The organism is Haloquadratum walsbyi J07HQW2 (assembly GCF_000415985.1).
Classification (GTDB): Archaea; Halobacteriota; Halobacteria; order Halobacteriales; family Haloferacaceae; genus Haloquadratum; species Haloquadratum walsbyi_B.
In genome coordinates, this window is the sequence record NZ_KE356561.1 from 1,223,236 (window position 1) to 1,248,301 (window position 25,066).

The window sequence follows — 25,066 nt, forward strand, 5'->3', positions numbered from 1 at the left end:
GTCAAGCGTCACGGTCTTCATGCACATCTGTATTCACTTCTGAGGGAGACGGAGATCTGCTACTGGCTGGACCGGTTTCGACAGTCGCGTCAAGAGACCCGCTTGTGTGATCAAAGACGAGATGTCGATGAGGGTATGCAAACTCAAGTTCTGCTGTATCCTCATTAAATCGTGACCAAACAGCATCTGCAACGTCGGATTCAACTGATGGAAGTTTATACGGTCGCATGACCCAGTATCGAAGTCGAAGAATAATGCCATCGTCACCAAATGAATTGAGAAACACGGTTGGGCGGGCTGGATATCGAGCGTTGCCAACGCGGATATCAGGGCCACCCTCAATGACATCATCGATGTCTGCTGCGGCACGTTGAATTAACTCACGAGCTCGTTCAAGATCAGACTCGTAAGTAATAGCAATATCAAGTGTCTGTCGGACACGTTCATCTTCTGCTGAGAAGTTTGTCACAAGTTGTTCGCGAATAGATGAGTTTGGAACCACGAGAAATGTGTTATCGAGTGTAAATATCTTGGTGTATCTAATTGTAATGTCATCAACAAAGCCACGTCGTCCATCATCAAGTTCAATCATATCACCAATCTCATACGGTTGATCGGCAAGAATGAACAGTCCATTGACAATACTACCTGCGATTGGTGCAAGAACAATACCAAGAACTGCAGAAAATACAGTCACTGATAGAACAATATCACCGAGTCGTAACCCAACGACACTCGCTCCGAGCGCAATCGTAAGCAGAACAATGCTTAATCGAACAAGGCGAAGGGCTGTCTGCGCAACGCTCTGTCGCTGAAATTGACGAGCGATTGGACGTCCAATCAGACGGGTGATATATCGTGAAATAACAACACCCACGATTACAACTGCAAGTGCGATCACCCATCGCCACCCTGGGAACTGAAGCCACTGTGGAATCACGCCCGCAGCTGATGTGTTCACCGAGGGTGTCGGTGTCTGCGTCTGAATCGGCACTAAAGTATCTGACAACATCGCTGTAATAAATAGACTCATAGATGCCGGTGATTCCAGTAAATATAGATACTGAATTATATCCGTTCCTATCGCAGTAATCGGTGCCATGATAATAATCACATGGTAACTGCTGGTACTTCCGCATTATATGTAGAACTTAACCGTCAATGATGAGTCAATTCCCTGCTTTCGGATATCATGAAATACTGCTTATACGCTTACATTCACAGTATTGTGAGGTAAATTGATTCCAACAACTTATTTAGACACTACACTGTACCCGTTGTTGACATTTGTCAGATATAATATAAAATATCTTTGGATAATCAATAATAATTCTCACCATATCGAATGTGAGCTGTATATACGTGAGACATATCATATAGTTGCCATACTAACATCCTACATCACGCTATGCTATAATATGCCGCGAAATGACAGGATTGCTATATGTATGTTGGGAAATAAATATCGCACATTGGGTACAAGATTATGAATATTATGCTACTCGAAATATAGTAAACAGTAAGTCATTTCAGATAAGATATATTCATATGCCAGAAGATTTGCATGTGACGATGGAGCAAGTAGGCGATCGATTTAATCTCGGTGAATATGAGATTGATGCATATCTTGCAGTACTTGAGCATGCCCAATTGACTGCTTCTGAGATTGCAGATCAGACCGAAATCCCACAGCCACGGGTTTATGATACGGTTCGCAGCCTTTCTGATAGGGGACTTGTCGAGTTACGTGAATCACGACCAATGAAGATTGTTGCTGTTGACCCCGATGATGCATTTGAAAATGTTCAAACGTCCCTTGAAGAATTAATTGCTGAGCTTGAGGCTCGGTATACTGCCCCAGCACGAGATACGGAAGCTGTTTCGCTTGTTAAATCGCGATCAACGATCCTTCGGTACATCGAAGAGATAATTCACAATGCTGAATATGAGCTCGTACTTTCGCTTACCCCGGAGTTACTCAGGCGGTTTCAAGATGATCTTGCAGTTGCGATTGATGCAGGGGTAAGCATTGACCTTCTCTTGACACCGCTTTCGCGAGCTCCTAGCCCATCAGAGTTTGATTATCTTGAGGTTGCGACAGTTACTCGAGCACGTCGAGGAATTACAACACCTGTGCTCGCGGTTGCAGATGGAAACTACTCAATTTATGCAACACAGGATGCACTTCGGGATGACCGTGATCGATATGGGGTTATTTTCAATCGCTCCGCGCTTGGATTTCTTGTTTCAGGATTCTTTGGAACAGTGCTTTGGTCGACAGCTGAAACGCTTGCAGACGACGGTAAGCAGCGACCTTTCCCACGCCGATATGCGTCGATTCGCCGCGCTGTGAAAGACATTCGTGAACTTGAGGGGACATTTTATGCATCAGTGTCAGGTCGAGATATTGAAACGGTCGAGCCAGTCGTTGCTGAGGGCCGGGTTGTGACCACAAAATTCGAAGAAACAGAAGAGGTGGCGGCAATTCGGCTTGAAACCGAAGATGAGGTTATTGATATCGGTGGACGTGTTGCAGCGCTTGAAGATATCGAAGCCCAACAGGTGGTTCTCGACCGTGATGGGATCCCGACACGCACACAGTTTGAGTAAAAAAGTGAAAATCAAGTGTATTCGCATGCGCGTATTCGGCACAAAAGATATATATTCAATCTCAGAACATCAAATATAGTGTCAAAGCAAACTGTCCGCTTCCCTGATGAAGTCGTCGAGTCGGTAGAGTCTCACGTAAGTGATGAAGAGTTTACTAGTATGTCAGAGTTCCATCGTTTCGCAATTGAGCACTTATTATGTCAGATTGATACTGAGTATGAACCAGTTATTCAAGAGTACGATGAAATCGAACGCTCGACTGTGTACGCGGGAAAGACAGCAACATCACAAGGTGTTGGACGAGTAGATGATATAGGTGAATTTCTTCAGACAGCCGGTCGCGTCCGCCAATATGCACTACGCGATAATATTGAAACAGCATATGATCTTATCGACAATCGATATGAACCGAGTAGTCCAATGGCAATGTTCCTCGATTTAATTGTTCGCGGGACTGCAGGAACGCAATCATCTACCGACGACCACTCTTCGTTACACTCCGAGTGAACTGCTCCGTGGTCAGGTTGTTTGAGGGGCTTATTTTATTCTTGATATGAGATGTTTCAATTTCTATTCAATCTCGGTCTTTTTTGAACTCGACTGTTGTTGTGAGCTGTATCATGAAGATATAAAACTCCAGATCAAGGAAGCAGAATCACCCGCTGAGTATGGCGGGGTGGCTCAGCAGAATAAATGAGAAAAATCCGTTCCTGAGAGTGGCGGACGGGGGCAGGATACAAAAAGTTCGGGTTGACTGATCCATCTGAATGTTTCTAGTATGTGTTACCGTCCGATACCATCTTGTGTGTCCTACTCATCTCTATTTATACATATGGCTTGCTCGACAAATTCCTATAAGAGGTCACTCTGGTCGTTTGATGATTTGGATTGTGCCAATTTTTGTCCTGCTATCAGTGATCAAATAAAGAGCTGGACTATCATATCCACCCCATCAATACAATATGACTGATTGGACCGAGCGGTACCGACCATCGACGTTATCGGCAGTCCGAGGAAATGATACTGCCCGTGATGATTTCGTTGAATGGGCAGAATCTTGGGATGAGCACCGTGAACCGGTCGTTCTTCATGGTGCACCTGGGGTTGGAAAGACCTCAGCCGCACACGCGCTTGCAAACGACATGGGATGGGAGACCGTCGAGCTCAACGCTTCTGACCAGCGGACAAGCGATGTAATCGAGCGACTTGCCGGACGAGCAGCAAAAAATGCAACCCTCGCTGGTGCTGCGAATGGAGGTGTAAGCGCTCGACAACTGATCATCATGGATGAAGCTGATAACATACATTATCAGTATGATCGTGGAGGTAAACAGGCAGTTACAACCCTGTTGAAGGATGCGAGTCAGCCAATCGTTCTAATCGCGAATGAGTATTATGATATGTCAAGAGGTTTACGTAATGCTGCTCAGGAGATTGAATTTCGTGATATTTCCGCCCGTTCAATTGTGCCTGTGTTGAGAAATATTCTCCGACAAGAAAATATTGAATTTGAGCAAGCAGCACTCAAACAGATTGCCGAGGCAAACAGCGGTGACCTCCGTGCGGCAATTAAGGATCTACAAACAACCGTTGAGGGCAGTGATAAGATCACTGTTGACGATGTCATGACAGGCGGTCGCGACCAAGCAATGGATATCTTCTCATTCCTTGACAGTGTATTAAAAGAAGACGGGGCTGAAGAAGCACTTCAGAATTCATATGATGTAGATGAAACGCCTGATGATCTTCTGAAGTGGATTGAAGATAAGGCACCGTTAGTGTATGATGGTGCTGAGTTAGCACGAGCCTATGAGTTTCTCTCGAATGCAGATGTCTGGACAAACCGCGTGTATGCAACTGATTACAATTATCGCTGGTGGCGGTATGCAACTGATAATCTCGCTGGAGGGGTTGCAGCTGCTCGTGAAACACAGCGAGGCGGATGGACGCGGTACGGTGGTGCCCCATATCGTTCGACACGTGATTCTACCCGAGATAAGATAGTACGTGAAGTTGCAGGGACCGGTGGATTTTCGATGGCGACAGCCCGCACAGCAGTGATGCCGTTTCTGACTGCAATAACACGTCTATGCAAGCCACGGTCGCTAACTGTTGATATGGCAGCGTGGTATGAGCTTGATGAGGCTGGTGTATCGTATGTGACAGGCAGTGGTGAAACAACGAAGAAAGTAGCTTCAATTGTCGAGGATGCAAGCGAGCGTCAATCAGAAGCTATCGAGGCGCACGCTGGGAGTGCATTTACCGAGACAGAACGAGAGCAGACAAAAGCAGATCAGCCTGTGGACGATAGTGAGAGGACAGCGTCTCGTAATAACACTGAAGACAAGCATAAGACCACCACTGTGGGTAATGCTGCCACTGAAAATCATGGACAATCGGAAACAGAGAACGCAGACGCCGGTGCAACAGAGTCAGCGTCTGATGCGGACGCAAGTGTAGATGCGGATGCTGATGATGATGACAGTCAAGCTGGTCTTTCAGAATTCATGTAATACCTGTTTGAGTTACAAGACTACAATCTTAACGAACAATCGACTCCTAGCGGATAGATGCAGTCGATATGCGAGCAACGATTGACAGTGAAGTGAAACAATAAGCACGTATGAAAATAGAAGTGCGAGTCTCTTATGATATATAGAATATTCAATATCAGATGCAACACGGTTCTAGCTTGATGAGAGCGCCAAGCAGTCTCTCCGGTTGTAATATAAGATGCATATGATCCCGGCATAGCGTATTTGCTACTTACCTGGGCATTTCTGTCATAACTCAGGGATATATTAGAGTAGCTTTGAGAGGAATTGTTGTCCGCGTTTAGTCGATGGACTATCGAAAAATGAGGTTGGGGAAGCGCTTTCGACAGTTCGACCATCAGCCATTAATACGACACGGTCACCGACTTCACGAGCGAATCCCATCTCATGAGTAACCACCATCATGGTCATACCATCAGTCGCAAGATCTCGCATTACACCAAGCACTTCTCCGACAAGTTCCGGGTCAAGAGCGCTTGTCACCTCATCGAAAAGCATGACTTTGGGATCCATCGCAAGTGCACGGGCAATAGCGACACGTTGTTTCTGCCCGCCAGATAATTGATTGGGATAAGATGATGATTGATCAAGCAAACCAACCTCATCAAGTAAATTTTCAGCACGCTGTGTTGCCTCCTCATCGGGAAGGCTTCTGACTTTTGTTGGTGCAAGCGTGACGTTTTCGAGTGCTGTCTTATGTGGGAACAGATTGAATGATTGAAACACCATTCCAATCCGCTGGCGAAGTCGATTGACATCGGCGTCCGGTGCTGAGATCGACTGCCCATCAAGACGTATTTCACCGTTCTGAATCTCTTCAAGACGGTTGGCACATCGCAGTAGTGTTGATTTACCTGACCCAGAGGGACCAACAACGACACACACTTCGCTACTATCGATATTTAGTGTAATATCTTTCAGAACGTGTGTTTCTCCAAAGTATTTATCAATATTATCAAACTGTAACAGTGCGTCATCCATTCGTATCACCACCCCAGTCCGCACGCGCTTCGAGATACTCAACAAGTTGCCCCATCGGAACAGTAATCGAGAGATATGCGATTGCTACCAGCAAAAGTGGTGTCCATGGATCGAACGTTGCACTATTGACATCGCGGAACTGTTGAATAAGCTCTGGAATTGCAATTACAGTGAGTAACGAAGTGTCTTTTACCAAAATAATCTGATCATTACCGATAGCTGCGAGGGCATTTCGCCATGCTTGCGGAATGACAACTTCACGCATTGCTTGAATATATCCCATACCAAGTGACCGTGCAGCCTCCATTTGACCGTCTGGGACCGCACCGATACCGCCACGGACTGCTTCACCGACATATGCAGCATGATTGAGCGTCAGTGAAATCACCGCGGTAGGGAGTCCCCACCCCTGAATCGGAAAGGTTCCCGGCCATAGAGTCGGGATACCAAAATAAACCACGAAGATCTGAAATAACAATGGTGTGCCGCGAAAGAATTGAACATATGCTGCCGAGATTCCTCGTGTTACAGTTGTTTTTGATACGCGAGCTAATCCAACAAAGATACCCGCAATAACAGAAAACACACTGCTAGTGACAACAATCCCGAGTACAAGCCCATATGCTTCAATAAACTGTGGGAGGATTGTCGGGATTAACCCATAATTAACCTGTGATGTCAGGATATACGTGATTAATAACACAACACCAAGTGCAAACAGACTCGACACTGCAGCACCAACGCGTTTGAGAACCGCGTCATCCAGGAATCGATCATCTGCAACGACTGTTTGCGTATCCGTACCTGTCTCCGTGTCTGAAGCCGCGCCTGAGTATGAATCAGCCATTATTGAATAGCAACGAAAGCGTATGCGGGAAGTGTGGGTGTGTATCGTAGTTCGTGGTCAACAGATCCGTAGTTCAATGTAGTGCACCTATCACCCTGAGAAATACTCTGAATAAATCTCGTCGTATGTGCCGTTGTCCTTAATTGTTGTAAGAGCCTCATTTACTTCTTCGAGGAACTCAGTATCATCCTGTCGGAATGCAATGCCGTAGTTCTCAATAGTCAACGTCAGATATGGGGGTGCGTCCTGATCGGATTCAGCTGCAACACCCTCGCCTTCGACAAATTCAATATTATCCTCTTGATTTGCGAATTCGGCATTCACCGTATTATCATTGATTACTGCATTGACCTGACCATTCTTTAGGGCTGAAAACGCACCGGTGATCTGGTCATATTGGTTTAATTCAATATTTCCATCAAACTCAGATTGGAGTTCCTCTGCAGCATTCGCACCAGTTGTACCTTTTTGCACGCCGACGACACTGCCCTCAAGATCTGCTCGTGAACTGATTGAACTATCTGCCCGAGTAATGATGGTCTGATATGCGGTGAAATATGGGTCGGAAAAATCAACTTTCTCATCGCGAGTTTCGTTAATTGTCATTGCCGACATGATAATGCGGAAATTCCCATTATTTAATGATGGAATGATTGAATCAAAACTTGTCGGCTTAAATTCATAGCTGACACCAAGCTGCTCTTCGAACACCGCTTGTGCGATATCAACATCGAAGCCAGTTAGTTCGCCACTTGTTGTTTCATATTCAAAAGGTCGATATGGAATGTCAGATCCAATAACAACATTTGACGGAACAACTGATTCTGCGGTCGCAGTGGCAGTATCAGTTTCCATCGATGCATCTGTCTCACTCGAAGCCTCAGTGGTAGTCGCCGTTGAGTCCGATCCAGAATCTGATCCCGCACATCCTGCAATAAGACCGCCAGCAATGACACCAGCGCCGGATTTTATATAGCTACGTCTGTCCATGCTATCGATTGGTATTTTCCAGGACTATAACAAAGCATCGGTTCAACGAACAATAAGCCGGTTGAAACACAAACGTATGCACGTATCTACCAAACGTTCGGCAAGAATCTTAATATATTGATATATGTAAGTATATTATTCAAATTCCAGAAACAGTGGTGACATACAACAGGTCTGATGCGGAGATTGGCAGCGTAGTTATTATTGATTGATGATGTGAATCTAAATGTATTCGTGATCAATCACTGCCCGGGATACCGCGAGAAGGTAGCTGAGTATCCTTTTCTCGCAGGATAATAGTAGCACCAATAGCGAGAGCAAGAATAATCAAAGTACCACCCATCGAAAGGTACTGTAACATCCCACCGTAGACCTGACGTCCAATAATAAGTAAAATGATCATTGTCACAGCCGCAAGACTGGCTGTCACGCGTGCACGCAATGCGGAAATTGAATTGTCAACCACGGTGGGTGCCCATGCTGCTACAGTAATGAGAGCTGTATATACCATCAGCCCGACTCCGTAGTAGACTGATTGAACGGTCGGGTCAAATATAATGAACGCGTGAGGTGTTAGGAGCATAAGGATCGGGGCAGCAACCACAGCAAGCGTCCCTGTTCGGAAGAGACTGGATTGATTAACCACAGGCTGGCTCCAAACAGTCGCAAGCACGACCCCAGTAAAGATCAACGAGGCGGTGAGGAAGTGCGCTGTTAGAACTACCCATTCATACGTCGTGACTGTCAGTGCTCCAAGAATAATTTGTGAGGGTAACAATACGGTCGCGCCAGCAAGAGCAACCCGAATACGGCGTTCAATGCCACGTCGCCATGCTGTGATAGCTGTCCCAAGAATCATGAACCCGGTTATCATCGCAACAAATCGATGGAACCATTCGATAAAGCTGCTCCAGTTTGCTGGGAAAAGACCAAGATAACCGTCACAGAAAGGCCACCGACCAGCACAGGTCAATCCAGCACCTGCAGCCGCAGTGTAGACACCGAGGACCATCAACACCCCTGTGAGAAGTGTTGAAGCGGAAATAAGCCGACGAAGTCGTATACCAACAGCCATACTCAGGTATCTAAGCTACAATTACTTGAATCGCTCTTTCGCTGTTGATATATAAGTGGGGACTGATTCATCAATTATTAAATAGTATATAATTAATAACTCAAGATATGTTCACACTTTTGAACTAGATTACAATGATCTAGTTCGAAGTGTTTCTTATGGATCAATTCCCTGTGAGTGTTATCGTAGTAGAAATGGATCTTATCCCGACATCAGGTTAGACAAATGTAACATCCGAGTGAGTTGAGCTATGGAAGTCCTGACTGCGACGAACGAACGTAATAAATGGCGAACGGGTAAGTTACCACAGTCGACTTATGACTGTCATTTGTTATTAATGGATCAACATATTTGATATAAACCACCCTTGAAATAGTCAATATACTTCAGATGGATACGCTAATGATAATCATATGAGCATGGATCGGCTTGAATATCGTCAAAATACGATTGAAACGTTTTTTGATACTGAATCGGTTGACGGGATCTGGTTTGCACGCCCGCGAAACTTTGCATGGCTGACGGGTGGAAGCAATGTTATCGACCACACCACCATGATTGGTGTTGCCGCTGCCGGATACACACGAACTGATGGATTTGTCTGTATCACTAACAATACTGAGGCAGCTAGACTCCGTGATGAGGAACTCCCGGATGAATTCACGATTATGTCATATGATTGGTACGAACAGTCACTTGCTACCGCTGTTGCGATGCACACAACAAAAGCGAGTGTAGCAGACTTTGACGTACCGGATACCAAGCAGGTCGATGGAAGTCAGTTCCGTCGACCACTCGCAGCGAGCGATATACAGCCGTATCGAGAGTTATCACATGAAGTAGCGGCCACGATTGAGCGGGTTGCAAAGAAAGTCAACCCGGGCGATACAGAACGAGAGGTGGCAACAGCAATCAAAGCTACACATGCTGAGCGTGGTATCAAGACACCAGTTGTTCTTGTTGGCGGACATGATCGTGTATCAACGTATCGTCACTTTACTCCAACCACAACGACAGTGGGCTCATATATAGTAATATCAGTGACAGCGGAGCGTCACGGGCGACATGTGAGTGCGACACGAGCGATAGCGTTTGAGGAGTCAGTGCTAAACCAACTTCGTGAATATCATAATATCGCTATGCGGATTGAAGTGACAGCGCTCGACGCTACTCGAGAGGCAGCACGAAGCGATGGAACTGCAGCCGATGTATTTGATGCGATCACTGACGCGTATGAGGTACTTGGAGACTCAGAGGAATGGCGCCAACACCACCATGGAGGTGCAACAGGCTTTGCAGGTCGAGAATGGATTGCAACACCTGATAGTGATGAAAAAATCAACTCACCACTCGCATACGCATATAATCCGACTTTTCGAGAGGCAAAATCAGAAGATACGGCGTTACTGATAGATGATAGCATAGAGATAGTCTCAATAACTGGCAGCTGGCCAACACAGCGTGTCATGTCCTGTCAGAGTTCGTTTGGCATTGACCGACACAAAGTACTTGATTCAACATGATATTTGCATTTTTATCAGTGAAAGAAGTCACTCAGTTTTGAGTATATCTTTCGTTATCTGTCGAAATACGCTTCGACAGCCAGTTTTTTGAATCCTGGCTTCGTCCCGCGAGTATGGGACTGGAAGATGACGCTCGTGAATATCATCGCGACGAACCATCTGGCAAACTCGAGATTTCAACGACGAAGTCAACAAACACACAACGCGACCTTTCGCTTGCATACTCACCTGGAGTAGCTGCACCATGTCGAGATATTTCCGAAGACACATCTCGTGGATATGAGTATACTGCAAAAGGAAACCTCGTTGGCGTTGTCTCAAACGGGAGTGCCGTGCTTGGACTTGGTGATATCGGGGCACAAGCATCGAAACCAGTTATGGAAGGCAAAGGCGTCTTATTCAAACGATTTGCCGATATTGATGTGTTTGATATCGAACTTGATCTGACAAATCCAACAGATATCGTTAATTCGGTCAGTGCAATGGAGCCAACGTTCGGTGGAATAAATCTTGAAGATATTAAAGCACCAGAATGTTTTGAAATCGAATCCCAACTCCGGGAGCAAATGGACATTCCGGTGTTCCACGATGACCAACACGGAACAGCAATCATTTCGGGCGCAGCGCTGTTGAACGCTGTTGATATCGTTGGAAAAGATCTTTCTGAGCTAAATATTGTCTTTTCAGGTGCTGGTGCCTCAGCAATTTCGACAGCCCGGTTCTACGTTTCACTTGGTGCTAAAAAAGAGAATATTACAATGTGTGACTCAAGCGGTGTGATTAGCTCCGATCGGGAGTCACTCAACAGATACAAATCAGAGTTCGCAGCAGATATTCCTGAAGAAACGCTCTCGGAGGCAATGGAAGGAGCAGATGTCTTTGTTGGACTTTCGGTCGGTGGAATTGTCTCACAGGAAATGGTTGCTTCGATGGCTGAGGATCCAATTGTTTTTGCAATGGCAAATCCAGACCCTGAAATTGGGTATATGGAAGCTAAAGAAGCTCGTGATGACACAGTCGTGATGGCAACTGGTCGGTCTGATTATCCAAATCAAGTGAACAATGTCCTTGGGTTTCCGTTTATTTTCCGTGGGGCACTTGATGTCCGCGCGACTGAGATTAATGAGGCAATGAAACGTGCCGCTGCTGAGGCACTTGCCGACCTTGCTCGTCAAGATGTTCCTGATGCTGTTGTGAAGGCATACGGTGACCAACCGCTGCAGTTTGGTCCTGAGTATCTTATTCCAAAGCCAGTTGACCCTCGAGTTCTATTTGAGGTCGCCCCAGCGGTTGCACAGGCGGCTATTGACTCGGGATGTGCGAGGCGTGATACTGATACGGCTGTCTATGAAGAACAACTTGAGGCTCGTCTTGGGAAGTCCCGTGAGATGATGCGCGTTGTCCTGAATAAGGCAAAGTCCAATCCAAAACGCGTCGCGCTAGCAGAGGGACATGATGAGAAAATTATCCGAGCAGCCCATCAGATGTATGAACAAGATATTGCACAGCCAATTCTTGTTGGTAATAAATCAGAAATTGTCGCAACGGCGAATGAATTAGGACTTGAATTCGGTCCTGAAATTGTTGACCCGAGCGATGAAACATGGGATCACTACACTGATCGATTATATGAACTACGACGTCGAGAAGGAGTGACCCGAAACGAAGCTGAAGAGCTCATTCATGGCAATAGTAATTATTTCGCGAGCATCATGGTCGAAGAGGGTGATGCGGATGCAATGCTAACTGGGCTCACTCATCATTATCCATCAGCACTTCGTCCCCCATTGCAGGTAATCGGAACCGCACCCGAGGCAAACTACGCTGCTGGTGTGTATCTCCTTACGTTCAAGAATCAGGTCGTGTTTGCTGCCGACACGACAGTCAATCTTGCACCGGAAGCAGATGTGTTGGCAGAGATTACTAAACACACAGCAAATCTTGCTCGACGGTTTAATATTGAACCACGAGCAGCAATGTTGTCATACTCAAACTTCGGGAGTGTGGAAAACGAGGGGACAAAGAAATTACAGGATGCTGTCGCATCGCTGCATGACGATCCTGCAGTTGACTTCCCGGTCGATGGAGAAATGCAAGCCGACACTGCAGTGATTGAAGATATACTTACAGAGACGTATGACTTCTCAGAACTCGATGATCCAGCGAATGTCTTAGTCTTCCCAAATCTTGAGGCTGGAAATATTGGATATAAATTACTCCAACGACTCGGTGGTGCAGAAGCCATTGGTCCGATGCTCGTTGGAATGGACAAACCTGTTCACGTGCTTCAGCGCGGTGACGAAGTCAAAGATATTGTGAATTTAGCCGGTGTTGCTGTCGTTGACGCACAGAACGACTGACAGTCCGCGCCACAGATCACATACTACAATTTCCAATTTCCCGATAGAACAAACCACGAACAGTTAGATCATATCCATCGGATATCGATATAATCTGGTTAATTACGTACTCAGTACTCAGGATGTTGGGTTATGATGAATTAATCACTCGCGTATCCACGTCCCTCAAAGCGCGATGGTGGTGGAATATCATCATCGTCGCTATCACTGCTATGAGATTGACCAGTGGATGTATGCGCCGACACTGCTGATTCTGTCTGCGTGCGCTGTCGTTCACGTACTGATTGTGATGGAGATATCCGTTGTTCGCTGATAGAATCTGAAGTATACGTTGCGTCTGGAATAACACATCGCTTCTTGCGGTGATTAACATGACCATACTCATGTGGTGCATTCGCAAGCGGATGAGCCGGGTTTTCACGACCATCAATGCGAGCTGCGCGAAGTGATTCAAAGCCAGCAATCCGAGCGCGGATTCCCCGCCAGTGATGCTCGCTTCCAGGAGGAACACAGTATGGATCGACGGGTCGCCATTCAGGATCTCCGGCAGCAAGGACCTCACCGTTCACTGTCGCAGCTAAGTCATCATGATCAACAAGAACACCAACACGAACGTCTGCTGGAGTACGCGCTGCAAGAACATCAAGCCCAAGATGGAGTGCACGATATTCAGCAACATTGTTATCCGGTGCAACATCAGGGAGAGATACTCGCGCAACCCGCGTTCCATCGCGTGTCTCGATGACAGCACCAAGTCCACCACCATTACGTCGATACGAGCCATCAGTCGCGACATAGAAGTGTCGATGATGTGTCTGTGGTGGATGAGCAATGTGGGGTGTTGGAGAGTCATCAAACAAGTCACGGAGCGTTCGCCGACCGTGCGCGCCCATAATCACTGTTAGTGAACGAGTAATCATAAATATACTGTCGAAACAAGACAAAGCGCCGCGCTTTATTCCGGATTACTTCGCTTGATTCAGTCATCTGCAATCAACTAAAGAACAAATCGATGGTGCTCATTGTTTGAGAGTCAATCATCCTAACTGATGATATTTTTCTCAGTGAGATAGTGTGAGTTCAATACCACCCTTTCAGGACGAACAGTCTCTCAATCAAACAGAATATATAATTACCCCAGGTAATGAAAATGAAAATGCAGAGTACAATATTCAGACAGTCATCCATATGAGCACACATGTGACACGGTATCAAACGATTGTATTGTTTATTATTCTCGCGGGCGCGTGGGGGTCGGCATTCATGGCTATTAAGGCTGGATTGGCGTATATTCCACCAGTTCTCTTTGCGGCACTACGATACGACATTGCTGGTATTCTTATGCTCGGATACGCCCTTCGTAAGACCAACCAACCAGTACCAAGGACACGGGCAGGATGGGCGAGTGTTGGCGCTGGTGCAACGTTGATTTTTGCTGGATACCATGCATTATTATTCATCGGCGAAACCGATCCGGCAGTCACCTCTGCGGCTGCTGCAGTTATTGTAAGTTTCAGTCCGATGCTCACAACGGGACTTGCTCGTGTGTTTCTCCCGGCAGAGCGGCTCACTTTCATTGGATTCTTTGGTGTGGTTCTTGGTCTCATCGGCGTTATTATTCTCTCATCGCCAGACCCACAGAATATCGTCGCTAGAGGGGCTATAGCTAAATTACTTATTTTCACTGCTGCAACTGCATTCGCGCTTGGGTCGGTGCTAACACGTCGACTTGATGCTAGCCTACCAATTGAAACGATGGAAGCCTGGTCAATGCTCGGTGGAGCGGCACTGATGCATATTATTAGTTTCTTATTGGGTGAATCATTCACCGCAATTGAGTGGACGACTGAGGCAATCCTTGCTCTGGCGTATCTCGCACTGGTCGCAAGCGCACTCGGATTTCTGATTTATTTTAGATTATTAAAACGACTTGGGGCGATTGAAATCAATCTTGTTTCATATGTTGCGCCGGTATTTGCAGCTCTAGCTGGGTGGGTGTTCTTAGACGAGATTCCAACAATAGCGACAGTCATTGGTTTCATTGTCATCTTTGCTGGATTCGTGCTTCTGAAACGGGATGCAATCCGTAGTGAACTCCCACAGATTCGTCAGGTACTCACTCAGTTGTAAGATCAATATATCACGTTATGAATACAATATCAAGATTGAGTGTCTCATCACTGAGTAGATAAAATTTAAAAAATTAATTCGCATGTCTTTCAATTCTCAGACACACGTGTTTTCGCATCGATACACTTAGTACAACGATACGTTAGCTACAACTATAAAACATATTTCATATTTTAATTAGAACTGAACCCCATGTCTGTTCTCGTCTGGTGATAAACATTAGATATTTATCTGAATCAGTGCTAAAAGGCGTCAAATTAGTTGAATGCGTTCAGTCAGGGTCGTAGCAGACAGAACCGGTATGAGTTAATCCTCAATATTCACCTCGTTGACGTTCTCTGGGTCAAGTGTAATCTCTTCTGTTTCTTCAGTCGTTGATTTGGCGTCGGTATCAGATTCAGCATCACTCTCACTGGTATGATCAACACTATCCTCATCAACTGCCTCAGCCTGAAGTACTTCACCGACAAGCGTCCATTCGTCTGTAGAGTCGCTGCGACGTCCAGCAAGAATTTCTTCACCATCGTCACTCGTAATAAATCGATACGCCGATTCGTCATCAATACGATGTCCCTCAGCCTGAAATTCCGCTTGTAAAAACTCGGTGTTTTGCATTTTAAAGACACCTGAGCTTCCATCCGATAACAATAGCCGGATAGGCGCCGGAGAGACATTATCAATTTGTTTCGCCACCGGGTTCAGTTCAGCCATTGTCAATCAATATGTTTGTTATTGATTCAAAAATTATTGTCGGCTATTCGACGAAGAGAACACACTCATATAGAGATAAACTGAGAATTCTCAACAGAATTATTATTCCACAAGTGATGATAACGATATTAATTCATCATACCGCTATGTCATCAGTCTTGAATGCGCCTTCATCACCGGTTGGCTCGTATTCATCGATAGCAGTTAGTACCATCTTAAGTGTCGCATCCTTTCCCCATCGTGCAGTATTCACTGAGAGGTCATAGAACGATTGATCGGAAACATCAACATTATAATATGATTTATACCGACCAGCTTCACTTACCTCACGAACACGCATTTCAGCCTCCATTTCTTTACGATCGCTCGTTCGGTCAACGCGAACTTCATCCGGTGCGTCAAGCCAGATGCGAAGGTCTGCACGATTACCAGCAAGCCATCCAGCAAGACGTGCTTCAAGAATGAATGGATTATTTGCTGCACCCCATTTTTCTGCAATTGTCCGGAGTCGACGGTCAAGCGCGCGGTCAATGTCGTCGGTCTCGTCACTCTTCGCAATTAGCTGGGATAAAGACATGCCTCGTTCATCAGCAAGATCTCGGAAGATGTCCCCGCCAGAGACATATCCACAATTAAGCGCCTCTGATAGCCCATCACAGAGAGTCGTGGCACCACAACCCGGCGGTCCGGAGACTGTAATGAAGAGATTACTATCAACTGACCGCGAGGTTGAGGCACTCTTGTCTGTCATAGTATTTGAGGATTCCCGTCATCGTAAAAAACCCGTGGAAATACATACGATAAAATTTCAAGTGTACAGTATTAAGTGTAAATAATCGAATGTATAACTCAAATAAATATGCCATCTCAATTATACTTGAAATATCAATTCGCATTCAGACATGTAGATCAAATACTTTTTTTGATTTATGATCGTCAGTAGTTACTGACTTGATCGAGTATATCAATTATACTAATGGACGATCATAACTCAACAGATACCGAGTACATCACTGAATTGCGTGCCAATCGAGATGAGAAAGATGGATTCTTTGACTCTCACCCACAATCGCCGCTTTCGGATAGTGCGCGTGAGACATTTGATGGGTTATCATATTTTGAGCCAGATTCATCATGGCGCATCACAGCAACAGCAGAAACGCTTGATATTGATCCTGATGACGATGAGACAGATATAGCTGCTAATGAACAGCAACAGAATTCATCAGATTGCGTGGAATATGAGCCAGTCCCGATGGAAACCTCAACCGGTGAGACAGTCCGATACGTTCGTGTCGTCAAATTCAAATTTGAACGGGGAGGCACGACGCATGAACTCATTGGCTATCGACAGCGCCCAGACGATCAGGATGAAGCATTATTCGTTCCATTTCGTGATAAGACGACTGGGCAGGAAACATACGCTGGTGGGCGGTATCTTGAATTACACCCAAATAAATCAGTTGTGGATGGCTCGACAGTCGTGATTGATTTTAATCTTGCATATACGCCGTTTTGTGCATATAATGATGCTTTTTCATGTCCACGACCACCAGAGGAAAACTGGCTTGATATTCCTGTGCGGGCCGGTGAGCAGGACTGGACGGGGGATACAGCGGTATTCACCGAGTGACTGAATAGTAATCGCCAGAATTTGTCATATTTTAACGATGGAATAGATGAATTATTGCTCATACATAGAATTAAGAAAACGCAAATACCATGTTCGCTGGTTTGCATCCCTTCTACATGGGACTTCTCGGCAACCGACGAATGCTCATCGGTGCGATATTTATGATCATTGGGACAATCCTCTTATTACCGGCAGTGCTGCCAAATATTGGAGAGTTGTTCACGTATGCACTTCTCCCCGGAGCTGCACTACTCGTATATGGAACATGGCTCGTTGGAACCTCAGAGAGTGGTCCAGCGGTATGAGTGCCGAGGCCAGCTTTCTATCCATACATTTGCGCGAAGAAGTGTACGAACATCACGAAAGCGGCGTCCAATGTTCGTAGAGTGAGACAGCTACTAATAGTAGTTAAACACAGGCTACTCTAGTTCCAGCGGTCGAACGGAGTCGTGCTGACCGTTGTACCTGTTTACGTATTCCTGTATTTTTAATCCTCGAGGCCGTAGAAATCAAACGCCACTTGCCCAAATTCGTCAATATCACTCTCGTTCCGGACCGAGATATATTAATCGAGAGCTTCCCACGAGATAGCCTCGTCAGATTGGCTACTTGATCTAAACTCGATGGTGCAGGACTCGTGTACGCGGAGGTAATCGTAGTCTTTGCCACCGCTGGCTGCTGAATCGGTCCATTCGACCAACTGAATGTTGTCAACGTTGGCGACGCGTTTCTCTCCTTCGTCGGGAGGGTAGAGCCGGAAATAAAACCGGATATAAAAAGCCTCCTCAGGTGTCGACAGCGACCGTTCGATACGTTCCCAGCCGGTCGTCTGGTCGAGGTCGATCGACGCTGAATCCAGTGCCGAACCACTGGTCGACTCGTACCATCGCACGAGTAGTTCCAGTCGGGTGTCCGTCTCATGGCGGTACTGGCCGAGAAGTGTCGTCGGCCCGGTCACCGGAACGGGCTCGGTCGTCGTCAGGATCGACCGCTGTGAGTCGTCTGCGGTTCGGGAAAGTTGAATCCCGCCACTCCCGTCGTATCCGAACTCTAGACCGTTGGAATCCGATCCACGACTGAACCGCCATAACGGACCTTCGTACCGTTCGTCGTCGATATCTGGCTCGTCGAACCTTCCAGTCGGAAGGAGGTCGCGACCCAGTTCGGCAGATTCTGCTCCGTCTATGACTCGGTTGACCCACCCCGAGTTCCGCGTGTATATCGCCCCGTCTCCGTCCAGCGTTCGGGTTGCCATCTGGGTTGGTGTCTCGTCTTTTGCGACATGTTCCAGCCTGTTGTGGTCGAGTAAGAACTCATCAGACGACAACGTAGCTGTTTCCCGGAGTTGCCACGTCCTCGGTTTGTCGACCACCCCTTTCGGAACGTAGCCTTCGATCAGGAGCGGATCAACGTACGCTCTGGTAATACCATCGTCGGTGACGTGGACAGTCAAGAGATACGATGGAAACATCGACCAGAACTCTTGATCGAATACGAGGTTTCCAAGCGTCCACGCGACCAGTGTCCCATCCTGTAGTTCTACTCCACCAGTTACGTGTGGATGGTGATTGACGACGAGGTCTGCACCGGCTGTCTTCGCCGTTTCGGTGAGGCGTCTGATTTCCTCGATCGGTTCCTGTTGATACTCGGTGCCGCCGTGGATCTGGACGACGGTTACGTCCGCGTTCGCATCCACCTCCGATACCGTCCGAGATATTCTGTCGCGAGTCGCCGCTGCTACCCCGACACTCCCGGAAAACGTCAGTTGCTCAGTGTCGGATACCTCGGCCACGTCGTCCCCCGACACTGAGTATGTCTCGGACTGTTTGTCGTCGGCCGACCAGTCGATATCATACTGGTCGCCCGTAACGGTTGTACAGGAGACCAAGCCGATAGTAAGTCCCCGCCGTTCGAAGTACGTCGGTTCCCACGCTTCTGTGCTGGATCTGCCGGCACCAGACCGTTCGATCCCGGCAGCAGAGAGCGTCTGTAACGTCTCATCCAATCCCGGCATCAACGCGTCGAGTGTGTGGTTGTTCCCCAGTGCGACATAGTCGATCCCGGCATCAACCATCGCGGGTGCGGCGTCCGGGTGCGATACGAAATGGTACCGTTTGGAGGGGTGTCTCCATGGCGTCGTCGTCAGCGGTGTTTCGAGATTCACCGACGTGATATCGGCGTCCTGTAGCAGGGGGGAGATGTACTGTAGTATCGTCTGGTGTGATCCCATCCGGTCATCAGGTCGAATCTGGAAGTGCGGTTCGAGAGGGTGGTCGTCCTCGTAGAACCGACGGTCAAACATTACGTCGCCACCGAAACTGAGCGCGACTGTTCCCTCACGGGGGTGAGAGTCTGATACGAGGACTTGTTCCCGGAGCCACAGCGACAGTCCGTCGGATAAAGTCCGTTTTCGTTGCGCGAAGCCAGATGGGTCCGTCACCCTCCACTAATTCAAACCGTCCTTGCTCATCAGTGGTTGTCTCGGCTACGGATCCCCTCCCTGGGACGATCGCTTTCAGCGTCGCACCGGTTATCTCCTCGCCATCTAAGTCGACAACTCGCCCCGATATGGGCTCGGAGCTACCTGCGGGTTTTTGACTGGTCTGTTCTGTCGGGGAATCGTTTTCCGTCGACTCGGACGGCGAAAGAGCGTTACATCCGGCGATTCCCGCTCCCGCTCCGACCGTTGCAATCCGAATAAATTCACGACGAGACCACTGATCCATTGACCTAATAAAAGGCTCTTCGATACAAAAAGGATGGATTATCATCTCTACTATTCACTCCACAAACTCGTTCAACAAACCCAGAGACTCCGACGAGACGCGGTTCCACTGCGACAACTTGAGAGATTTACCGGATTGTACCTCGACTGAGCAGCGAAAGAGAGTGACCGGATTACAGATTGAGCGGCGTCTATAGCCACGCTAAACAAATTCAGTATGGATAGATTGTGAGTCGTGAGTGCATACCATAGCAATCGCCAGCATTCTGTCACAAAGCGATAGATGTTCTTTTCAGTGTTGCTACAATCTATATCGACAGCAAATCAATGACATTTATTACGAAGCTTAGTTTTCAATCGGGCGACCGGTATGTTCTCGAAAAAGAGGTTTCAAGTCTTAAAACACTGCTTGAGAAGAAAGGTGCTGAGTGCAAAGGTCCACACGCCGATCCGCCGAGAGAGGTAACCGTTCCACAGTACCGACATCTCTCCCCAGGTGATCAATTCAATTCATGGCAATATATCGTGTATGCGCGCCATCTTGAGATTCATGGAAATGATCATATTGCCCGCGAAGTCGGACATATGGACTTTCCGGACAGTATTCATGTCGAGATTGAGCTTGAACAACGAAAACCAGCAGGTCACAAGCAATCATGATTAACTGAATCGATAATACTGGTCTCTAGTTCCGAAATTAAGTTAACGAACAGTATAGTAAGTCGGTCTATTGGATGTAGGGAAAGATAGCTAAAAAAACGGCAAGTGTCGATGTTATAGATTCATAACATAATTGATAATACTCACTCTGTCGATTGGTTATCCTGTGTCATGTAAGCAGTATTGGAACGTGAACTGTGAATTGAAGCCTGAACATTAAGTCTCTCGGCTACACAGTATATTCGATGACACGTGCTGATTTAGTCACATTACGTCGTGATTTACATCAACATCCTGAGCCCGCATGGCGAGAATTTTATACAACAGCTCGGTTAGTTGATGAATTAGAGACTCGTGATCTTGATGGGATTTATATTGGACCTGAGGTACTTGATGATAATAGACGGGGCGTGCCCGATGATGAGGAAATAGCCACATGGCGTGCTCGGGCAGAACAAGCGGGTGCCCGAGAAGATATACTTGAGCAACTCCCAGGAGGGCAGACAGGCGTCTGTGCAGTTATCGAGTGTGGTCCTGGACCAACAGTTGGTCTTCGAGTAGACATCGACGGACTTCCTATCACCGAGTCGATGGATAATGAGCACCATCCAGCGAGCGAGGGATTTCGCTCGAAAACTGAAGGGCACATGCACGCCTGCGGTCATGATGCCCATGCTGCAATTGGCGTTGGGGTTCTTGATGCGATTATTGAAACGACTAACGCAGGTGCTGAGGAGACACAACAGGAGGCAGGCAATAATGAAACTGGATTCACAGGAACATTAAAAGTATTTTTCCAACCTGGTGAAGAGCAAATCGTCGGTGGAAAACCAATGGCGGCATCCGGGCGACTTGATGATATTGACGCATTGTTTGCTGTGCATGTTGGGCTTGATCACCCTTCAGGTGAAGTGGTTGCCGGGATAGACGACTTTCTTGCTGTTTCTCATTTCGAGGCGGAGTTCACGGGAATGCCCGCACATGCGGGTGCCCGGCCGGAAGATGGCGATAACGCGGTTCAAGCGATGGCGACAGCAGTGCAGAATCTCTATGCGATCCCAAGACACACCGATGGTGCGACTCGAGTCAACGCAGGTGTCGTCTCCGGAGGAACGGCGACGAATATTATTCCCGAGCATGCAAGTATAAATGGCGAAGTTCGTGGTGAAACAACAAAACTGATGGAATACACCGAGTCGAAGGCAACACAGGTGCTCGAATCAGCAGCAACAATGCATAATTGTGAGGTTGAAATGACCACGGCAGGCAGGGCACCGTCTGCGACAAGCGATGATATACTTGCAAATATTGTCGCTGAGGTCGCAAGCGATAATGATAATATCGATTCAGTGATGAGATCTGATGATCTTGGTGGAAGTGAAGATGCTACATTCCTTATGCGGCGGGTGCAACAAAATGGCGGCGTAGCAGCGTATATTGGGGTTGGAACGGACCATCCTGGTGGGCATCATACAGATACGTTTGATATTGATGAGGCATCAATTGGACACGGTGTTGAAATCCTGACAAACGCAATCATTACAACCGAAACGAAATTGAATACACCAGAGTGAGAAGGATCTCAAAACGGTCTCAACGGACTAATTCGACATTATGAGTACAGATGGTTTGCTGAAATAGCAAATGAGGCGGCGATCATAGCAAGCGCAAATCCACTTGCCGCAACTAATTGACCACCAGTGAACCCCGCAGCGAACATTCCAACAACACCGACTAGCGTAAGTAATGAAAATAGAATCGTCAGTCCAAATCCGTTATCAAGAGTAGTCATAACGGCTCCCATGATAGATCGCTTTGGAGGCGGTGAGTTACATTATTCGTTCACTGTGATTAATCAATCTTGACGTGTTCAGATTCTTCATTTAATGCGAGATTGGCTGCGATTTCCGCGTTACGCATCGCATACTGCGCTGTCTGTTGCAAACTAACAAGCACTTCACGAACTTGCAGTAAGTCATCGTTATCCATTTCAGGAAGGTCAGAGAGAATTTCATGCTCACGGTCACTGATCTGTTGGAATAAGCTTCGAGCAGTGATGGTTTTATCATAATTTCGTTCGACAACAGCACTCACGGCAATTTGAGTGATCTCATCAACTTGATCGGTGAACTCTCGGATGCGACGCATTGTTCCGTTATCAACATTGAGTGTGTGTTCATCCGCATCACCGACAATCGTCGCAATATCCTCAGCGTTATCTGCAATCAGTTCAAGATTTTTTGCAACAGATCGGTATCCGATAAGCGGGAATCCGGAGTTTAAATCAACAGCACGAGCGAGATTTGGATTTTGATATGCGGTGAAAATTAGTCGCAGTAAAAGAACGAAAATCTTGTTTGCTTGTCGTTCACGGTTTAATGCTCGTTGTGCGAGATCAGCATTCCCATGCGCAAGTGCTTTGATTCCCTCGCCACGCATCGTGCTCCCTGTGTTTTCGAGTCGCTCAAGCAGATTATCAAGTGTAAAATCTTCTGGGTCAACTGAACAACGGATGGCGATTCGTTCTGGTGTCTCCTCGATGACCCCAAGACCCATCAGCTGTGTTTCTGCACTATATACGGCGTTAATATGCTCAGAATCAAGTGCGGCGTCTTCACGTTCAATATGAATAACTCGTCGTCCAAGAACGTACTGTGCAACAATAGCACGTTCAAGTGCATTTGCATTCAGATTGTCCGCAACGATCGACGCCGATGAATCTTCCTGACTTGCAGACTCTGGAAGGACTGTCAGTGTTCCCTTTCCACCCATTCTGAGGGACACCTCATCACCCTTGTTGACATCATGTTCTTTAGCCCATTCTGCTGGCAAGGTCATTGCCAGTGTTGAAGGGCCGAGCCGCTGTACCTTGCGTGTCTCCATATGTCATTTGATAACTTCAGTACCCTTAATCTTCACTATATGGGGTTAATTATGTTATTTCAATTATTTGATTCTCAACTCGGCCGATGCGGACTCGAGTCCACTCACGGAGTTCATCATCAAGTGCAGGGTCGCCTGTATCGACATGTAATTGACCAGTCGTCTCAAGTTTTGTCGGGGATGCGACGATTTTGATCTCACATTGACGAATAACTTCAGGGGAAAGCTGTGGGTTACCACGACCAAATATGAATCCCTGTCCACCAATCGGAGAGACGATAATGATATTCTCATTATCTCTATCAATCTGTGTAAGAATCTCACTCTCAGCTGCATCGCGAACCTGAAGCTCCCCATCAGACCACACATCGATACCAAGCGGAGTGAATTCAATGTCGAGTTTAGATTCGATGGCACCGACAGTACTGCCAGATCCAAAAATAATTGTTTTGTCACTAGCTTGAACATCGGCAGCAACGCCCGAGGCTACTGCTTCGACACTTCCGTCGCCGCGTTGTTTCGCAGATTGAACCCGATCAGCAACCGGTACAGGCACAATCGCTTGTAGGTCAGGGTCGATACGATCTGACACCTCACCTGCCCGATATGCTTCTTCATCAATATCAACGACTTCGCGGCGCTCTGTGCGGTCAAAACTCATCGCGACCTGTGCAGCGTCCTCAGGAGCAACCGCAAAAACAGAAGAATATACTTTCACACCAGCTGGGACTCCAAGAACCGGAACCGTTGATTCTGACCGGGCAGCAGCGACATCTGCTGCTGTCCCATCGCCACCGACAAATAAAATAAGATCAACATCAGTGTCGACAAACGCAGAAACCGCCAGTCGGGTATCCTCTGCCGTTGTTTGTTGCATGTTCGCCTGTTTACTTGCTGTTGGTGTTCCAAGCACGACTGGGTTCATGCCAGTGTCTGTCGCTACTGCTTCACCCATCGGTGCTCCCCAGGTGAACAGTTGACACTCATCATGAGTATCAATGTTTGCACGAAGCGTCTGTAGTGTTCGTTTTGCTCGCTCTGGTGCATGAGGTTCAGCACCACGGTCACGAGCTGTATCGACTTTTCCATCAGTGCCTTTGAGACCGACACGACCGCCCATCCCAGCAATGGGATTCACCACGAAGCCGATGTGCATACAACACTTGCGGGGAAGTGGGCGTATAAAATACCCGTGACAGATATTTGTGGTAATAATGGCAATTGAATTAGGGTAGGTGATTCTATCCTGCTATGTCAAATTATCATATGATGATGTTTGATAACGAGAGTTTGGAGAGCCAACTTCCACATACATGTCTGATATTCCTTAATCGTATGTGCATTCGATAATCAGTAATTACCCGTGTAGTACTGGTTTTATGA

At 47.0% G+C, this 25,066-nt stretch carries 23 protein-coding genes; 10 read left to right on the forward strand and 13 right to left on the reverse strand.

Annotated features, from left to right (window positions below):
• Position 1: 1 nt before the first annotated feature.
• A complete protein-coding gene (locus J07HQW2_RS05530; protein ID WP_394324608.1) occupies positions 2–1,033 on the reverse strand; it encodes a mechanosensitive ion channel family protein in 1,032 nt (343 codons plus the stop codon).
• Positions 1,034–1,548: 515 nt separating this feature from the next.
• On the opposite strand from J07HQW2_RS05530, the gene trmB reads away from it, so the two are divergent.
• The 3 genes from trmB to J07HQW2_RS05545 all read left to right on the forward strand — a co-directional run bounded on the left by trmB (position 1,549) and on the right by J07HQW2_RS05545 (position 5,123).
• The gene (gene trmB, locus J07HQW2_RS05535; protein ID WP_048075163.1) at positions 1,549–2,610 is read left to right on the forward strand and encodes an HTH-type sugar sensing transcriptional regulator TrmB; all 1,062 of its coding nucleotides are present in this window, start codon (positions 1,549–1,551) and stop codon (positions 2,608–2,610) included.
• 78 nt (positions 2,611–2,688) lie between these two features.
• The gene (locus tag J07HQW2_RS05540) at positions 2,689–3,117 is read left to right on the forward strand and encodes a ribbon-helix-helix domain-containing protein (RefSeq protein ID WP_021054431.1); all 429 of its coding nucleotides are present in this window, start codon (positions 2,689–2,691) and stop codon (positions 3,115–3,117) included.
• A gap of 455 nt (positions 3,118–3,572) precedes the next feature.
• Entirely contained in the window at positions 3,573–5,123 is a 1,551-nt protein-coding gene (locus J07HQW2_RS05545; RefSeq protein WP_021054432.1) for a replication factor C large subunit, read from the forward strand.
• Between the two features lie 288 nt (positions 5,124–5,411).
• Here J07HQW2_RS05545 and J07HQW2_RS05550 read toward each other — a convergent pair whose 3' ends face one another.
• From J07HQW2_RS05550 to J07HQW2_RS05565, 4 genes are all read right to left on the reverse strand, one after another.
• Positions 5,412–6,146: an amino acid ABC transporter ATP-binding protein gene (locus J07HQW2_RS05550; RefSeq protein ID WP_021054433.1), complete on the reverse strand. Its 735-nt coding sequence runs from the start codon at positions 6,144–6,146 to the stop codon at positions 5,412–5,414.
• Positions 6,139–6,993 carry an amino acid ABC transporter permease gene (locus J07HQW2_RS05555; RefSeq protein ID WP_021054434.1) on the reverse strand — a complete coding sequence of 285 codons (855 nt, stop codon included), beginning with the start codon at positions 6,991–6,993 and terminating at the stop codon, positions 6,139–6,141. The genes J07HQW2_RS05550 and J07HQW2_RS05555 overlap by 8 nt, the downstream gene beginning before the upstream one ends.
• Positions 6,994–7,083: 90 nt before the next feature.
• Positions 7,084–7,983 (reverse strand): transporter substrate-binding domain-containing protein, encoded by a 900-nt coding sequence (locus J07HQW2_RS05560; protein ID WP_021054435.1) that lies wholly within the window; start codon positions 7,981–7,983, stop codon positions 7,084–7,086.
• 238 nt (positions 7,984–8,221) lie between these two features.
• Positions 8,222–9,058 (reverse strand): COX15/CtaA family protein, encoded by an 837-nt coding sequence (locus J07HQW2_RS05565; protein ID WP_021054436.1) that lies wholly within the window; start codon positions 9,056–9,058, stop codon positions 8,222–8,224.
• 413 nt (positions 9,059–9,471) lie between these two features.
• On the opposite strand from J07HQW2_RS05565, the gene J07HQW2_RS05570 reads away from it, so the two are divergent.
• Positions 9,472–10,581 carry a M24 family metallopeptidase gene (locus tag J07HQW2_RS05570; RefSeq protein ID WP_021054437.1) on the forward strand — a complete coding sequence of 370 codons (1,110 nt, stop codon included), beginning with the start codon at positions 9,472–9,474 and terminating at the stop codon, positions 10,579–10,581.
• Between the two features lie 113 nt (positions 10,582–10,694).
• Complete coding sequence (locus J07HQW2_RS05575; protein WP_021054438.1) at positions 10,695–12,941, forward strand: NADP-dependent malic enzyme; 2,247 nt, start codon at positions 10,695–10,697, stop codon at positions 12,939–12,941.
• A gap of 140 nt (positions 12,942–13,081) precedes the next feature.
• Here the strand turns inward: J07HQW2_RS05575 and J07HQW2_RS05580 are convergent, their stop codons facing one another.
• Positions 13,082–13,834: a ribonuclease H family protein gene (locus tag J07HQW2_RS05580; RefSeq protein WP_048075165.1), complete on the reverse strand. Its 753-nt coding sequence runs from the start codon at positions 13,832–13,834 to the stop codon at positions 13,082–13,084.
• 307 nt (positions 13,835–14,141) lie between these two features.
• Between J07HQW2_RS05580 and J07HQW2_RS05585 the strand changes: the two genes are divergently transcribed.
• On the forward strand, positions 14,142–15,071 hold the full coding sequence (locus J07HQW2_RS05585) for a DMT family transporter (RefSeq protein WP_048075507.1): 930 nt from the start codon (positions 14,142–14,144) through the stop codon (positions 15,069–15,071).
• Between the two features lie 306 nt (positions 15,072–15,377).
• Here the strand turns inward: J07HQW2_RS05585 and J07HQW2_RS05590 are convergent, their stop codons facing one another.
• Both J07HQW2_RS05590 and cmk read right to left on the reverse strand, forming a co-directional pair.
• The gene (locus tag J07HQW2_RS05590) at positions 15,378–15,782 is read right to left on the reverse strand and encodes a DUF8072 family protein (protein ID WP_021054441.1); all 405 of its coding nucleotides are present in this window, start codon (positions 15,780–15,782) and stop codon (positions 15,378–15,380) included.
• 136 nt (positions 15,783–15,918) lie between these two features.
• Positions 15,919–16,533, reverse strand: coding sequence for a (d)CMP kinase (cmk, locus tag J07HQW2_RS05595; protein WP_021054442.1), 615 nt, complete (start codon positions 16,531–16,533; stop codon positions 15,919–15,921).
• A gap of 225 nt (positions 16,534–16,758) precedes the next feature.
• Between cmk and J07HQW2_RS05600 the strand changes: the two genes are divergently transcribed.
• A complete protein-coding gene (locus tag J07HQW2_RS05600) occupies positions 16,759–17,415 on the forward strand; it encodes a DUF1684 domain-containing protein (RefSeq protein ID WP_021054444.1) in 657 nt (218 codons plus the stop codon).
• A 116-nt stretch (positions 17,416–17,531) separates the two neighbouring features.
• Entirely contained in the window at positions 17,532–17,720 is a 189-nt protein-coding gene (locus J07HQW2_RS05605) for a DUF8178 family membrane protein (protein WP_021054445.1), read from the forward strand.
• A gap of 260 nt (positions 17,721–17,980) precedes the next feature.
• On the opposite strand, the gene J07HQW2_RS05610 is transcribed toward J07HQW2_RS05605, so the two are convergent.
• Complete coding sequence (locus J07HQW2_RS05610; RefSeq protein WP_021054446.1) at positions 17,981–19,717, reverse strand: CapA family protein; 1,737 nt, start codon at positions 19,715–19,717, stop codon at positions 17,981–17,983.
• 34 nt (positions 19,718–19,751) lie between these two features.
• Positions 19,752–20,141, reverse strand: a complete 390-nt coding sequence (locus J07HQW2_RS17925) for a carboxypeptidase-like regulatory domain-containing protein (protein ID WP_303703986.1) — start codon at positions 20,139–20,141, stop codon at positions 19,752–19,754.
• A 326-nt stretch (positions 20,142–20,467) separates the two neighbouring features.
• Here J07HQW2_RS17925 and J07HQW2_RS05615 point away from each other — a divergent pair, with 326 nt between their 5' ends.
• A complete protein-coding gene (locus J07HQW2_RS05615) occupies positions 20,468–20,800 on the forward strand; it encodes an uS10/mL48 family ribosomal protein (RefSeq protein WP_021054448.1) in 333 nt (110 codons plus the stop codon).
• 245 nt (positions 20,801–21,045) lie between these two features.
• Positions 21,046–22,374 (forward strand): amidohydrolase, encoded by a 1,329-nt coding sequence (locus J07HQW2_RS05620; protein WP_021054449.1) that lies wholly within the window; start codon positions 21,046–21,048, stop codon positions 22,372–22,374.
• Between the two features lie 38 nt (positions 22,375–22,412).
• Here the strand turns inward: J07HQW2_RS05620 and J07HQW2_RS05625 are convergent, their stop codons facing one another.
• The 3 genes from J07HQW2_RS05625 to J07HQW2_RS05635 are packed head-to-tail and all read right to left on the reverse strand — an operon-like array spanning position 22,413 to position 24,839.
• A complete protein-coding gene (locus tag J07HQW2_RS05625; RefSeq protein WP_303703987.1) occupies positions 22,413–22,592 on the reverse strand; it encodes a DUF7525 family protein in 180 nt (59 codons plus the stop codon).
• A 59-nt stretch (positions 22,593–22,651) separates the two neighbouring features.
• Positions 22,652–23,683, reverse strand: coding sequence for a phosphate signaling complex PhoU family protein (locus J07HQW2_RS05630; protein WP_021054451.1), 1,032 nt, complete (start codon positions 23,681–23,683; stop codon positions 22,652–22,654).
• A 49-nt stretch (positions 23,684–23,732) separates the two neighbouring features.
• Positions 23,733–24,839, reverse strand: a complete 1,107-nt coding sequence (locus J07HQW2_RS05635; RefSeq protein ID WP_021054452.1) for an ATP-NAD kinase family protein — start codon at positions 24,837–24,839, stop codon at positions 23,733–23,735.
• Between the last annotated feature and the right edge of the window lie 227 nt (positions 24,840–25,066).

What these genes read in the sequence shown, in the direction of transcription:
- J07HQW2_RS05530 (WP_394324608.1), bottom strand. Translation starts at nt 1,033, where the DNA reads ATGAGTCTATTTATTACAGCGATGTTGTCAGATACTTTAGTGCCGATT.
- trmB (WP_048075163.1), top strand. Translation starts at nt 1,549, where the DNA reads ATGCCAGAAGATTTGCATGTGACGATGGAGCAAGTAGGCGATCGATTT.
- J07HQW2_RS05545 (WP_021054432.1), top strand. Translation starts at nt 3,573, where the DNA reads ATGACTGATTGGACCGAGCGGTACCGACCATCGACGTTATCGGCAGTC.
- J07HQW2_RS05550 (WP_021054433.1), bottom strand. Translation starts at nt 6,146, where the DNA reads ATGGATGACGCACTGTTACAGTTTGATAATATTGATAAATACTTTGGA.
- J07HQW2_RS05555 (WP_021054434.1), bottom strand. Translation starts at nt 6,993, where the DNA reads ATGGCTGATTCATACTCAGGCGCGGCTTCAGACACGGAGACAGGTACG.
- J07HQW2_RS05560 (WP_021054435.1), bottom strand. Translation starts at nt 7,983, where the DNA reads ATGGACAGACGTAGCTATATAAAATCCGGCGCTGGTGTCATTGCTGGC.
- J07HQW2_RS05565 (WP_021054436.1), bottom strand. Translation starts at nt 9,058, where the DNA reads ATGGCTGTTGGTATACGACTTCGTCGGCTTATTTCCGCTTCAACACTT.
- J07HQW2_RS05570 (WP_021054437.1), top strand. Translation starts at nt 9,472, where the DNA reads ATGAGCATGGATCGGCTTGAATATCGTCAAAATACGATTGAAACGTTT.
- J07HQW2_RS05575 (WP_021054438.1), top strand. Translation starts at nt 10,695, where the DNA reads ATGGGACTGGAAGATGACGCTCGTGAATATCATCGCGACGAACCATCT.
- J07HQW2_RS05580 (WP_048075165.1), bottom strand. Translation starts at nt 13,834, where the DNA reads ATGGGCGCGCACGGTCGGCGAACGCTCCGTGACTTGTTTGATGACTCT.
- J07HQW2_RS05590 (WP_021054441.1), bottom strand. Translation starts at nt 15,782, where the DNA reads ATGGCTGAACTGAACCCGGTGGCGAAACAAATTGATAATGTCTCTCCG.
- cmk (WP_021054442.1), bottom strand. Translation starts at nt 16,533, where the DNA reads ATGACAGACAAGAGTGCCTCAACCTCGCGGTCAGTTGATAGTAATCTC.
- J07HQW2_RS05600 (WP_021054444.1), top strand. Translation starts at nt 16,759, where the DNA reads ATGGACGATCATAACTCAACAGATACCGAGTACATCACTGAATTGCGT.
- J07HQW2_RS05605 (WP_021054445.1), top strand. Translation starts at nt 17,532, where the DNA reads ATGGGACTTCTCGGCAACCGACGAATGCTCATCGGTGCGATATTTATG.
- J07HQW2_RS05610 (WP_021054446.1), bottom strand. Translation starts at nt 19,717, where the DNA reads ATGTTTGACCGTCGGTTCTACGAGGACGACCACCCTCTCGAACCGCAC.
- J07HQW2_RS17925 (WP_303703986.1), bottom strand. Translation starts at nt 20,141, where the DNA reads ATGGATCAGTGGTCTCGTCGTGAATTTATTCGGATTGCAACGGTCGGA.
- J07HQW2_RS05615 (WP_021054448.1), top strand. Translation starts at nt 20,468, where the DNA reads ATGACATTTATTACGAAGCTTAGTTTTCAATCGGGCGACCGGTATGTT.
- J07HQW2_RS05620 (WP_021054449.1), top strand. Translation starts at nt 21,046, where the DNA reads ATGACACGTGCTGATTTAGTCACATTACGTCGTGATTTACATCAACAT.
- J07HQW2_RS05625 (WP_303703987.1), bottom strand. Translation starts at nt 22,592, where the DNA reads ATGACTACTCTTGATAACGGATTTGGACTGACGATTCTATTTTCATTA.
- J07HQW2_RS05630 (WP_021054451.1), bottom strand. Translation starts at nt 23,683, where the DNA reads ATGGAGACACGCAAGGTACAGCGGCTCGGCCCTTCAACACTGGCAATG.
- J07HQW2_RS05635 (WP_021054452.1), bottom strand. Translation starts at nt 24,839, where the DNA reads ATGCACATCGGCTTCGTGGTGAATCCCATTGCTGGGATGGGCGGTCGT.